The following is a 12,909-nucleotide window of genomic DNA, read 5'->3' on the forward strand; positions in this document are numbered from 1 at the left end:
CCGCATGACCGAAACCTACGACGTCATCGTCATCGGCCTGGGCGGCATGGGCAGTGCCGCCGCCTATCACCTGGCGCGGCGTGGGCAGCGTGTACTGGGCCTGGAACGCTTCACCCCCGCGCACGATCGCGGGTCCAGCCACGGTGGATCGCGCATTATCCGACAGTCGTATTTCGAGGATCCCGCGTACGTGCCGCTGCTGTTGCGGGCTTACGAACTGTGGGAACAGTTGGCCCGCGACTCGGATGCGGAGGTGTACCGGCTCACCGGCGGCCTCTATGTCGGGCCGCCCGAGAGCTTGACCGTGGCCGGAAGTATTCGTGCCAGCCGTGAATGGTCGCTGCCGCACGATCTGCTGGACTCCAGCGAAATCCGTGCCCGCTTCCCCAATTTCGCACCCGAACCGCACTTCATCGGCCTCTACGAGGAGCTCGCCGGATTCGCCCGGCCCGAGCGCACGGTGGCCGCACACCTCGATCTGGCAGCCGCGCACGGTGCCACCCTGCGCTACGGCGAGGTGGTCGAATCCTGGCGTGACACCGGATCCGGTGTCACCGTCACCACCGGCTCGGGTGTGTACAGCGCTGGACAACTGGTGATCTGCCCCGGGGCCTGGGCGCCCGGCCTGCTCGCCGACCTCGGCATCGGCATCGAGGTCGAACGCCAGGTCATGTACTGGTTCGACCCGGTCGTCGGTGCGCGCAGGTTCGAGGGCGACCCCATCTACATCGCCGAGAACGACAACGGCGCACAGATATACGGGTTCCCTGCCATCGACGGTCCCGAAGGCGGGGTGAAGACGGCGTTCTTCCGCAAGGGCATCCCGTGCACCCCGGACACCATCGATCGCACGGTGCATCCGGAGGAGATCACCGAAATGCGCACGCGGGTGCGCGAACTGCTGCCCGCACTGGTCGGCCGGAACATCCATGCTGCCACCTGCATGTACTCCAATACCGCCGACCAGCATTTCGTGGTCGCCCGCCACCCCGCGCACACCGCCGTCACCGTGGCGTGCGGATTCTCCGGCCACGGCTTCAAATTCGTGCCCGTGGTGGGGGAGATCCTCGCCGACCTGGCCATGACTGGCGCGACCCGCCACCCCATCGACCTGTTCGCCCCGCAAAGGCTGGTATCCCTGTGAGTTCGGCACTGATTCCCACTCTTGGCGGCGAGTACTACTGCGACCCCGCGGTTTTCGCCAAGGAGCAGGAGCGCATCTTCGAGCGGATGTGGTTCTGCGCGGCCCGATCCGCCGACCTCACCGATCCGGGGGCGTTCCGCCGGGTCGAGATCGGTCGCGAGAGCGTGCTCATCGTGCGCGGGCACGACGGCGAACTGCGCGCCTTTCTCAACGTGTGTCGTCACCGGGGTGCGTTGATCTGCACCGAGAGTGAAGGGCAGGTGCGGCGGACACTGCGCTGCCCGTACCACGCCTGGTCCTACGCGTTGGATGGAAAACTCGTCGCGGCTCCGAATATGGCGACACTGCAAGATGATTCGGGCGCTCCGATCGACAAGGTCGCCTACGGTCTGATCCCCGTCGCGTTGCGCGAATGGCTCGGTTACGCCTGGGTGTGCCTGGCCGACGAGCCGCCGTCCTTCGAGACCGACGTCATCGGTGCGGTCACCGGCCGCCTCGGCGATCCCGCCGCCATCGACCACTACGGGATGGAGCGGCTCGCGCTCGGCAAGCGGGTGGTCTACGACGTGGCCGCCAACTGGAAGCTGATCGTCGAGAACTTCATGGAGTGCTACCACTGCGCGGCCATCCATCCGGAACTGGTGGAGGTGCTGCCGGAGTTCGCGAAAGGCTATGCGGCGCAGTACTACGTCGGGCACGGCGCCGAATTCGGCGAGCGCATCGACGGCTTCACCGTCGACGGCCGACCCGGATTCGAAGCGCTACCCGGCCTCGCACCCGAACAGGACCGCAAGTATTTCGCCATCACCATCCGGCCCACGGTCTTCGTCAACCTGGTGCCCGACCACGTCATCTTCCACCGCATGTACCCGCTGGCCCACGACCGCACCGTGGTCGAATGCGATTGGCTCTACGCACCCGATGTCCTGCAATCCGGCGGCGAACTCGATCATTCCGTGGAACTGTTCCATCGGGTGAACGAACAAGACTTCGCGGCCTGCGAACGCACCCAGCCCGCCATGTCGTCGCGGGCCTACCGCAATGGCGGCGTGCTGGTGCCGGCCGAACACCACATCGCCGAATTCCACGCCTGGGCGCGGGGGCGGATCGAGGATCCGCAATGCTGAAGGAACCGCTCCTGCTGGCCGACGACGAACTGTGTTGTCCGCCTTGCCTGTACATCGACGGTAAATGGACCAACGCCCTCGGCGGCGGCACTCGCGACATCGTGAATCCGGCCGACGGCACCGTGATCGCCACCGTGGACGAAGCTGATCGTGCGGACGCGGTGGCGGCCGTCGCGGCGGCCCGCGCGGCGTTCGACGCCGGCGGCTGGCCCGCGACGCCCGTATCGGAGCGCATCGGCTATCTGCTGCGGATCGCCGACCTGCTGGCCGCCGACCGTGAGCACCTGGCCCGCATCGAGACTCTCGACACCGGAAAGACGCTGCGCGAGAGCTACATCGACGTCGACGACGTGATCGCGGTGTTCCGCTACTACGCCGCGCTCGCCGCCACCGGCGCGGATCGGCTCGTCGACACCGGCGACCCGGCCGTCATCAGCCGCGTCGTCCGCGAGCCCGTCGGTGTCTGTGCGCTCATCGCGCCCTGGAACTATCCGCTGCTGCAGATGTCGTGGAAGATCGCGCCCGCACTGGCGGCCGGGTGCACCATGGTGGCCAAGCCCAGCGAGGTCACCCCGCTGAGCACCATCGCGCTGGTGCGGCTCATCGACCGGGCCGGGGTGCCGCCCGGCGTGGTGAATCTGATCCAGAGCAGCGGCGCGACAGTCGGTTCCGCGCTCACCGATACCCCGGACGTGGATCTCATCTCCTTCACGGGCGGGGCGGCTACGGGTGCCGCCATTGCCGGGAACGCCGCGCGACACATCACCCGCGTCGCGCTGGAACTCGGCGGGAAGAACCCGCACATTGTGTTCCCGGACGCCGACTTCGACAGTGCCGTCGATGCTGTGCTGACCGGAGTTTTCCTGCACTCCGGCCAAGTGTGCTCGGCCGGAACGCGATTGATCGTCCACGAGTCCATCGCCGACGAATTCGTGGCGGCGCTGACCGCCCGCGCGGAACGGATACGGATCGGGCCGGGCCTGGATCCCGCCAGCGAAACCGGGCCGCTGGTCTCCGAGGCGCATCGCGCGAAGGTGGAAGCCTATGTGGCACTCGGTATCTCGGGTGGCGCTCGGCTCGTCACCGGTGGCACGCGGCCGGATGACCCCGCACTGCACGCCGGAAGCTTCTATCTCCCGACGATTTTCGACCATTGCGATCGCGGCATGCGCATCGTGCAGGAGGAGACCTTCGGCCCCATCCTGACCGTCGAACGCTTCACCACCGACGAGCAGGCCCTCGCCCTCGGCAATGACACCGCCTACGGCCTGGCCGCGGGCATCCGCACCGCCGATCCCGCCCGCGGCGAACGCTTCACGCGCTCCCTGCGGCACGGCACGGTGTGGCTCAACGACTTCGGCTACTACACCCCGGCAGCCGAATGGGGTGGCTTCGGCCGCTCCGGGATCGGGCGCGAGCTCGGTCCCAGCGGCCTGGCGGAATACCAGGAGACGAAACACATCTGGCACAACACCGCGCCCGCGGTGGGCGGCTGGTTCACCGATAACTGAATATGGTTCTGCGCGTTTAATTTCGAAAGTTGGTCCGTCATGACGACCACCCGTCCCCCTTCAGAAACCAGCGCTCCCACCCCCGACCACGGGATGGCGGAATTCGGCTATCGGGAATCCCTGAGCCGGAGCATCGGGAAATTCTCGAGTTTCGCCGCCGGCGTCAGCTACATCTCCATCCTCACCGGTACCTTCCAGATGTTCTACTTCGGCTTCGGCACCGCCGGGCCCGGCTACCTGTGGTCGTGGCCGCTGGTGTTCGTCGGGCAGCTCGCCGTCGCACTGTGTTTCATGGAGCTGTCGGCGAAATATCCGGTGGCGGGCTCGGTCTACAACTGGGCCAAGAAACTCGGCAGTCGAGCGGTCGGTTGGTCGGCGGGGTGGCTCATGCTCACCGCGTCCATCGTCACGCTCTCGGCCGTGGTGCTGGCGTATCAGTTGAATCTGCCGCAGCTCTGGAGCGGATTCCAGCTGGTCGGGGATGGTTCCGGCGCCCATGATTTCGCCACCAACGCCGTCATTCTCGGCACCGTGCTGATCGTGTTCACCACGATCGTGAACGCCTTCGGCGTGCGGCTCATGGCCATGATCAACAGCACCGGCGTGTTCATCGAACTCATTGCCGCCGTGCTGATCGCGATCATTCTCGCCGTCCACACCACCCGCGGTCCGGGCGTGTTCTTCTCGAGTCACGGATACGGGGCCGGGCAGAGCGGCGGCTATCTGAGCGCGTTCCTGGTCGCCTCCCTGGCCTCCGGCTACGTCATGTACGGGTTCGACACCGCCAGCTCCCTCGGCGAGGAGACGGTGGAACCGCGCCGGACCGCACCCAAGGCGATCCTGCGCGCGCTGCTCGCCTCGTTCGTGATCGGCGGCGCGATCCTGGTGTTCGCGGTCATGTCCGCACCCCACCTCGACGAACCCAAGCTGGGCACCGCCGACGGCGGACTGCAATACATTGTCCAGCAGGTGATGTGGGGCTGGCTGGGCAAGGTGTTCCTGGTCTGCATTGTGATTGCGGTGACCGTGTGCGCGCTGGCCGTGCATACCGCCGCCATCCGGCTCACCTTCGCCATGGCCCGCGACAACGCACTGCCGTTCGGCGAGAAGCTGGCGCGGGTCAGCGAGAAGCACAAGACGCCGATCATCCCGGCCGTCGTGATCGGCGTGCTGTCGGCGCTCATCCTGGTCGTCAATATCGGTCAGCCGCAGGTGTTCACGGTGCTCACCTCGATCGCGGTCATCATGATCTACCTCGCGTACCTGCTGGTCACCGCGCCCATGCTGTGGCAGCGGATCAAGGGCGGCTGGCGGCCCGAGGAGCTGGCCGCCGAAGGATACTTCTCGATGGGGCGTTGGGGGCTGCCGGTGAACATCGTCGCGGTGGTGTGGGGGCTCGGGATGGCGATCAACCTGGCCTGGCCGCGCACCGCCGTCTACGGCGGGCCCTGGTACAACACCTGGGGTGCGTTCCTCTACATCGGGGCCATCGCCCTGGCGGGGCTGATCTGGTACTGGCTCAGGGGAGTTCGCGTCATCGGGGTGCTGGCCTCGCACGCGGCCGTGGAGGTGCCCGCGTCATGAGCGACACCTTCGACTATGTGATCGTCGGCGGCGGCTCGGCCGGATGCGTGGTGGCCGCGCGGCTCAGCGAGAACCCGGACGTCACTGTCTGCCTGCTCGAAGCCGGGCCGTCGGATGTCGGCGACGAACGCATCCTGCGGCTCGAAGACTGGATGCTGCTGCTCGAATCCGGTTACGACTGGGACTATCCGGTCGAGCCGCAGGCCAGCGGCAACAGCTTCCTGCGGCACGCCCGCGCCAAGGTGCTCGGCGGCTGTTCCTCGCACAACTCGTGCATCGCTTTCCATCCGCCGCGTGAGGGGCTCGCGGAATGGGAGGCGCTGGGCGCGACCGGATGGGGACCCGACGGGCTGCTGCCGTATCTGCCGAAACTGCAACGGACCGTGGAGATCCGGGATATCCCGGCCAAGGATCCGTGCGGTGACGCGGTGCTCATGGCCGCGGCGCTGGCTGGGCTGCCGACCGTGGAGTTCAATCGCGGGACGACGGTGACCAACGGGGCCGGATGGTTCCAGATCAATGCCGACGCCGAGAACGTGCGCATGTCCTCGTCGCACGCGTACCTGCATCCGATCATGGGGCAGCGGCGGAACCTGGAGGTTCGTACGGGGTGCTGGGTCAGCGAGATCCTTTTCGACGACACGGATTCCGCGACCGGTGCTCGGTATCGGCGTCCGGACCTCACCGGGTTCGACACGGTCCATGCCCGGCGGGAGGTGATCATCAGCACGGGTGCAATCGATACGCCGAAGCTGCTCATGCTCTCGGGCATTGGTCCGGCGGAACATTTGCGGGACATGGGAATTCCCGTGCGGGTGGACTCGCCGGGCGTCGGCTCCAACCTCGACGACCATGTCGAGGGTCTGGTGTTCTGGGAGTCCCCGTGCCCCATGGTGACCAGTTCGACGCAGTGGTGGGAGATCGGGCTGTTTGCCACCACGGAACCCGGTCTCAGCCAACCGGATCTGATGATGCACTACGGCAGCGTGCCGTTCGATATGAACACCGTGCGCTGGGGCTATCCCACCACGGAGAACGGGTTCTGCCTCACACCCAATGTGACGCAAGGACATTCACGTGGCACCGTGCGATTGCGCTCCCGGGACTTCCGCGACAAGCCGCGCGTGGATCCCCGCTACTTCAGCGATCCGGACGGGCACGACGAGCGGGTGATGCTGCACGGTATCCGGCTCGCCCGCCAGATCGCCGAGCAGCCGCCGTTACGGGAATGGGTGGCAAGGGAATTGGCTCCGGGGCCCGACGCGGTCACCGGTGACGAACTCATCGACTACATGCACAAGACGCACAACACCGTCTATCACCCGGCCGCCACCGCGCGGATGGGTGCTCTCGACGATCCGATGGCGGTGCTGGATCCCGAACTCCGGGTCAAGGGCGTGCGCGGGCTGCGGGTGGTCGATGCGTCGGCCATGCCGAAACTGCCCGCGGTGAATCCCAACATCACCATCATGGCCATGGGTGAGAAGTGCGCCGACCTGATCCGGGCGGCCGTACCCTGAGCCTCCGGCCTGCGGAAATCGCTGTGCCGCATAAACTGAGGGTGTTATGGCGAAACAACCGGAATCCGGTGCCCCGGTCCAGTCCGTGGACCGGGCGCTGACCGCCCTGGAAATCGTGGCCAAGCTGGGTTCGGCCGGGATCACCGAGATCGCGGCCGAACTCGGCGTGCACAAGTCCACGGTGTCGCGGCTGATGGCCGTGCTCGAGCAGCGCGGCTACGTCGAACAGCTCTCCGAGCGCGGCAAATACCGGCTCGGCTTCACCGTGGTGCGGCTCGCCGGATCCAGCAGCGCCCACCTGGATCTGCGGCGGCAGAGCCAGGACATCTGCGACGAACTGGCCGCCCGCGTCGGCGAGACCACCAATATCGCCATCCTCGACAGCGACCGCATCATCAATGTCGCCGAGGCCGTCGGCTCCGCCGGAATCGCCTTGCGCACCTGGGTCGGCCAGAGCTGCCCGGCCCACGCCACCTCCAGCGGCAAGGTGCTGCTGGCCGACCTGCCCGCGGCCGACCTGAAGTCGCGCCTGCGCAAGCGCCTGGAATCCTTCGCACCCAACACCGTCACCGACTTGGCCGTGCTGCAGGCGCAGTTGGCCGAGATCAGTGCACGGGGCTGGGCGTGCTGCGAAGAGGAACTCGAGATCGGCCTGAACGCCGTAGCCGCCCCGATCCTCGACAGCGACGGCCGCATCATCGCGGCCCTGAGCGTCTCCGGCCCGACGTATCGCTTTGCCGCACACCGCTTCCCGGAAATAGCCCAGGAAGCAGTGGACTCAGCCCTGGCAATCTCCCGCCGCCTCGGCTACCACGCCTGAGGCACTCAGTTCGGCAGCGGCAGTGAGCCCGGCGCGTAAACCCCGAGCAGGGTTCCGGCGACCACGCCAAACATCAGGGCGAGGATCAGGCTCACCGGCACTGCCAGGACGGTCAGCGTAGTGCGCAACGCAGGACTCGACATGGCACGCGAAAGGGGATTCGGCTCGGATCTCCTGTGTTGCCCAGTCATTGCTGCACTAAACCTTTCCCTCGCTACCTGAACCATTGCCGAATTCAAACGTATCATTTTCGGTTCAGGTGCCGGTTGCGAGGGGTACGGCATACGTGGAACTACTTGGCGTTCTGGACCTTCCGGACCGCGGCAGTGAAGAACTTGTCGAAGGCCGCCTGATCCGGATCCGAACCGGATCCCATGCCGACGACGCGGACGCTGACAGTCCGGTCGCGCAGGGTCACGAATCCCTCGAAGGTGACGCGGGGGATTCCGGGGCCGCCGTCCATGGTGGCGGTAGAGCGGTAGGCGACGGCGTTCGTGCCGGACAGGTCGGCGGGGGCGGCGAGCTTCTCGAGCTTGGTGGTGGTGTCGATCTGCTTGCCCTGCACGGTGGTCGAGACCTGGACGTCGGGGCACTTCGCGTAGTTGTCGACCAGTTTCGGCAGGTCCATGACCTGGTCGGACACGTAGTCCACGTACATGGCGGACATGTCCGGCGAGGACGCCACGGCGAAGGTGGACTTGTCGAGCACGGCCTTCGCCCCGGCGCTCAGGTCGATCTGCGGCCCCTTGCAATCGGCCGGGGTCACGGTCGAATTGGCCATCGTGTCACCCACGTCCGAGAGACTGGCCAGCATCTTGTCCCGCGGAATATCCATCTTCTTCGACCCCGCCGGAAACTCGGACTCACTCAACACCAACTGATCCCGCGGCGTGCTCGGCGCACCCGACGGCGTGCTCGACTCATCGCTGCCGCCGCACCCGGCGAGCAGCAGCGCCGCACACGCGGTCGCCGACACGAATACTCCCTTGGTCATCACGCGCGCGAGTTTGCCAGGAGTTGTCGACCGACCGCATGAGCGGCTCGCTGGAAGGTCACTTGTTTCCGGTACGGCACAGGGCGTGGTCGATGAGGGTCATGGCGGCCTTTTCCTGGCCGATCTGATGGTCTTCGGAGTCTTGCAGGAGGGTGGACATCGACACCACGACGCTGCGCGTGCCGTCGTCGGTGACGCCGTCCCTGGTCTTGTAGCCGGGGATGTCGCCGCCGTGCATCCAATACCTTCCACCGCAGGACAGTTCAACCGAGAACAGGCCCAGGCCGTAGCGGGCGCCGGGAAATATCGATCGGACCTCGGCGTCGGTGTCGACCGTCTTCTTCATTTCGGCGAGTTGTCCGGGCTGCAGGAGTTTGCCGCCGACCAGCGCTCGGAAGAAGGTGTTGAGATCGGCGGTGGTGGTGATCAGAGCGCCCGCGGCGGCGGCGAATCCGCTGATCCGGTTGTCGGTGGTATCGACCAATCCGCCTGTGGGCCAGCGCGTGTAACCGGTGGCGTGCGGGGTGGGAAGCGTGACTGCGTCACCGGGGTAGCTGGTGTGTTTCAAGCCGAGCGGGGTGATGATCCTGCTGCCGACCTCTTCGTACCACGGTGTGCCGGTGACCTTCTCGATGATCATGCCCGCCAGCAGGTAGCCGGTGTTGCTGTAGCGCCAGCCGGTTCCGGGGGCGAAGGTCGGCGGGCTCTCGACAGCGGTGGCCACCACCTTCTCGGGCGGGGGCGGGACCTCGAGGGCGTAGCGGTGGTAGTCCTCGGGGGAGGCCAGCTGGTACGGATTCGGGTACTCCAGTCCGCTGGTGTGGTTGAGCAGTTCGCGCACCGTGATCTTCGTGCCGTCGTTGCCATTGCCGCGCACCACGCCCGGCAACCACTTCTCGATCGTGTCATCCAGCGTTAGCTTGCCCTCACCGACCAACTGCAGCAGCACGGTAGCGGTGAATGTCTTGGTAGCGCTGGCGGTCCGGAAGTACCCATCCCCCGAGACCGGACTCCGGCTCGCGATATCGGCGACGCCACTGGTCACCACCGTGTTGCCGCCGTCGGCGGCGACCAGCCTGGCCTGCACACCCGTGATGCCGACATCGCGAATCGCGTCGGCATCGCGTTGCAGCGTGGTCGGCTCGGCAGGGGTGGCCGGTGGGGTCGTCGCGCTCGGCGCCGCGACCGTGGGCCGGTCGGGCTGACAGGCGGTCGTGAGGAGAGCGGCGGCGACCAGCATCGCCCCGGCGACACCAAACATCTTGGAGTTCAACGGATTCCCTTCGGGCAAACGGGCAGTGACAGCACCATCACGGTAAAATTCCGCGGCGCTGTACCCCATCCCGCCAGCCTCCGGAACGCTCCTCCGGCCATCGCCCGGTCCCCGGTGGTGCCAGCACTACCGCACAAGCAACAGCCCCGTCCGGCAACCGGACGGGGCTGGTGCTGTGTCGATCGATGGGGACTGTGATCAGGCCAGGTTGATCGGGAGGCCCACGATGTCGTTTTGGGTCATGACCAGGAGGTTGACGATCTGGTACGTCTGCTCATGACTGCGGCGTCGACTGGCTGATTGTCAGCCGGTGTTTCCCCATTGGCAGTCGGTGTAGAGGTCCGCGGACGATGCGGATTCGCTCACCAACACCGAACACGGATCTGTGGGCGAATCCGTTCTTGTGTAAAGAGTCATCGTGGTCGAGAGCGCGCAATCGAACCCGAAGGGCTGCCAATGCAAGGTGTCAGCGCACGTGGCGGCTCGCTGGCTGTAGTTGGCGGGCATGCCGACGGGATGCTCATCGAGCCACGACGCTGACGCGCTGAACCGGCCGACGTATTCGTATCGAGGGTCGCCCATCCACCCGGCGCCAGTACAGCGATCCTCTGCTCGCTTCAGCCGAAGCTGTTCCGGCACCATGAATCTGAAGTACCCCGTCAACTGCTTCCGCGCTTGCGTATCAGTCAGCGACCCGCACGTCGGATCCCCGACGCAGTCGGCACCAACGCGGTGACGATCGAGGTGCTGGGACATCTCGCGGCCTGCGCGGTGTCCACGCATGCCGATGACCGAGTGCGCGAGTGGTAGCTTCAAATGGCAAGCGTCGATAACGGGAACTCGGTCCGGCGCAGCACGACGAGGTCCCGCCCATGGCCGGCCTGCGTAGCCAGATCCACAATCAGGTCCGCCTGGTGAACGTTGACAGCCATTACTTCGTTCGAGTCACCCCGCGTGAAGCTGATCAGCGCCAGATCGATCTGCAGGCTGTGCCGGCCGCATTCTTTGAGCAGATCGTGGGCGATATCCCCTGAGTCCCAGCCTTTCTCCATCAGATCTGCAACGCGGGCGTCGAACCAGTCCCAGCTCAGACCGTAGTCGGTGAACCAGTGAATCAACCACTGCACTCCCTCTCGGATCGAGTCGGGGGATGCCTGCCAATCGAAGGTGACCAGGCAACTTTCGCTCGCGTCGCAGGGTTCCTGCATCTGGTCGATCAGAGCTTCCCAGCCGAAATCGTCGCGATCTGCGTGGCTCATCCATGGGCGGTTCTTCACGTAGGCATCCGGGTCGTCTATAGCGAGCTGAATGGCGTCGACCAGTTGCGTTCTGTGGGCGAAGATTTCGCGAGCCATCGCGATAATCGGCGACTCGGTCGACGATTTGAGGGTTGAGTCCGACACGAAGCCTCCGAAGCCTCACGAGTTCCACTGTGTCGCTATAGTTTATGAGTCTGGGCCGACAACCGAGAAAGCCATCTGGGGCTCTGGAATAGATAGCGAACCGCTGTGCGAGCCCTTTGTGGCACACACTCACACCGCACTGACAGAGCCTGGGTAGTCGTCGTGTGCCTATTCGATCGGGGGACCTATGCTCGGCGGGTGGGTGGAGTCGAGAGCCGTTCGGGGCAGTGCCCGGAGTCGGACGGGGTAACGGATTCGTCGAGTGCAGGCGCCGATGAGACCGCGCCATCGGTGGACGAGGGACAGCAAGGCAGCGCGACCACCTCGGCGCATGGTCCTGGTCTGCCTCCGCTGACCCGGCCGACTGCGACCTGTCGGCTGACGGCAGATCGTGCGGTGAGGATGGCCCGCGCACGGGTCAAGTGCGCGTACTCCAGCCCGGCCGTGTTGCTCCGGCTCGGTGCGGTGCTGATCGCGGCGTATGTCGTGGCCTGGTTCGCGATCGGCCTCGGGGCGATGCTGATAGCGATCGCCGTCACGGTGGTGACACTCCCGCTCGGAAGCTATTGGGAGTTCAGGCAACAGGCTGAACGAATCGCACGGTCCGCGGGTACCGGTACGGTCCTGACATCTCAGTTCGGACCGCAGGCTGTTGATTTTCAGTACCTCGGCCAGCGCGTCCGGATCAGCTACGCACGGATCCATCGGATACTCGTGGAACCCGATGTGATCATCCTGCACCACGGCAGGGCATTCACGGCCTTCCCGCGAGAGTTGTTCCCCGACCACACGATCTCCTACCTTCGGCGAACGCGCCCGCGGCGGTTCCTCAACCAGGCAGCTCGCGCAACGCTTGCGCAGGCGCCGACACCTCCGCTGGAACCGATTCCGGCGATGTCGGGTCCGTCCGTCGTCGTCATGGCCGGTCCAGAGACGGCAGGCGAGCTCGCACGCGCATATGTAGGACGGCCTACTCGCGAACTGGGCCGCGCCATGGCGATCCTGAGTCCACTTCTCATGACAGCACTATGGCTCTCGAGCGGGGTCGGGGCGGTCGTTGCGGGCGTACTGATACTCGCCGTGTCGGCACTTGCCTATATGGTCTGGATATCGATGCGGCTGCGACGGGTACGGACGGTCTTCGCCGGCTATGCCAGTGATGGGCAATCGCTGTCGGCGCGTTTCACCGAGACCGAGTTGGAGATCCAGGTCGCGATCTTCCGAACCACATGGCCACACACGGCTATTGAGCAATTGGAGTGCCGGGACGCCGCCGTCGTGATCCAGGTCAGGGGAACTACTTTCGTGTTTCCCCGAGAGTTGTTCCCGGATCCGGAAATCGAACGGATCCGGGCGGCTATCCCAGAACCGATCATCCGACACTAGACTCGCGCCCTGTGTGGTTGTCGCTGTTTGGAATGGTCAGCGCGGCACCCTGACCGAACTGGCCGGGATACCCATCTGGGAGGGCCGGTCCAGTGAATGGGTCCATTCGTGGTCGTGTTGTGGTGTGCCCCATCTATCTAGCAGTAG

11 protein-coding genes are annotated in these 12,909 nt (G+C 65.6%); 7 read left to right on the forward strand and 4 right to left on the reverse strand.

Annotation, left to right across the window (positions count from 1 at the left end):
• The first annotated feature begins 4 nt into the window (after positions 1-4).
• Genes solA through ACYVN4_RS05450 form a run of 6 tightly spaced genes read left to right on the forward strand, consistent with a single transcriptional unit; the run spans position 5 to position 7,706 of the window.
• Positions 5-1,144: an N-methyl-L-tryptophan oxidase gene (gene solA, locus ACYVN4_RS05425; RefSeq protein WP_460718106.1), complete on the forward strand. Its 1,140-nt coding sequence runs from the start codon at positions 5-7 to the stop codon at positions 1,142-1,144.
• The gene (locus tag ACYVN4_RS05430) at positions 1,135-2,271 is read left to right on the forward strand and encodes an aromatic ring-hydroxylating oxygenase subunit alpha (protein WP_460718368.1); all 1,137 of its coding nucleotides are present in this window, start codon (positions 1,135-1,137) and stop codon (positions 2,269-2,271) included. The genes solA and ACYVN4_RS05430 overlap by 10 nt, the downstream gene beginning before the upstream one ends.
• Entirely contained in the window at positions 2,265-3,782 is a 1,518-nt protein-coding gene (locus ACYVN4_RS05435; RefSeq protein ID WP_460718107.1) for an aldehyde dehydrogenase family protein, read from the forward strand. Before ACYVN4_RS05430 ends, ACYVN4_RS05435 begins: the two co-directional genes overlap by 7 nt.
• 39 nt (positions 3,783-3,821) lie before the next feature.
• Entirely contained in the window at positions 3,822-5,366 is a 1,545-nt protein-coding gene (locus ACYVN4_RS05440) for an APC family permease (protein ID WP_460718108.1), read from the forward strand.
• On the forward strand, positions 5,363-6,886 hold the full coding sequence (locus tag ACYVN4_RS05445) for a GMC family oxidoreductase (protein ID WP_460718109.1): 1,524 nt from the start codon (positions 5,363-5,365) through the stop codon (positions 6,884-6,886). The genes ACYVN4_RS05440 and ACYVN4_RS05445 overlap by 4 nt, the downstream gene beginning before the upstream one ends.
• Before the next feature lie 46 nt (positions 6,887-6,932).
• A complete protein-coding gene (locus tag ACYVN4_RS05450; protein WP_460718110.1) occupies positions 6,933-7,706 on the forward strand; it encodes an IclR family transcriptional regulator in 774 nt (257 codons plus the stop codon).
• Between the two features lie 5 nt (positions 7,707-7,711).
• Here ACYVN4_RS05450 and ACYVN4_RS05455 read toward each other — a convergent pair whose 3' ends face one another.
• The 4 genes from ACYVN4_RS05455 to ACYVN4_RS05470 all read right to left on the reverse strand — a co-directional run bounded on the left by ACYVN4_RS05455 (position 7,712) and on the right by ACYVN4_RS05470 (position 11,376).
• Entirely contained in the window at positions 7,712-7,849 is a 138-nt protein-coding gene (locus tag ACYVN4_RS05455; protein ID WP_460718111.1) for a hypothetical protein, read from the reverse strand.
• Between the two features lie 149 nt (positions 7,850-7,998).
• The gene (locus ACYVN4_RS05460; protein WP_460718112.1) at positions 7,999-8,703 is read right to left on the reverse strand and encodes a hypothetical protein; all 705 of its coding nucleotides are present in this window, start codon (positions 8,701-8,703) and stop codon (positions 7,999-8,001) included.
• Between the two features lie 55 nt (positions 8,704-8,758).
• The gene (locus ACYVN4_RS05465; protein ID WP_460718113.1) at positions 8,759-9,973 is read right to left on the reverse strand and encodes a serine hydrolase domain-containing protein; all 1,215 of its coding nucleotides are present in this window, start codon (positions 9,971-9,973) and stop codon (positions 8,759-8,761) included.
• Positions 9,974-10,785: 812 nt separating this feature from the next.
• Entirely contained in the window at positions 10,786-11,376 is a 591-nt protein-coding gene (locus ACYVN4_RS05470) for a DUF6630 family protein (RefSeq protein ID WP_460718114.1), read from the reverse strand.
• A gap of 198 nt (positions 11,377-11,574) precedes the next feature.
• Here ACYVN4_RS05470 and ACYVN4_RS05475 point away from each other — a divergent pair, with 198 nt between their 5' ends.
• Positions 11,575-12,762 (forward strand): hypothetical protein, encoded by a 1,188-nt coding sequence (locus tag ACYVN4_RS05475; protein ID WP_460718115.1) that lies wholly within the window; start codon positions 11,575-11,577, stop codon positions 12,760-12,762.
• Positions 12,763-12,909 lie beyond the last annotated feature (147 nt).

The sequence above is a fragment of the Nocardia heshunensis genome (assembly GCF_054782115.1).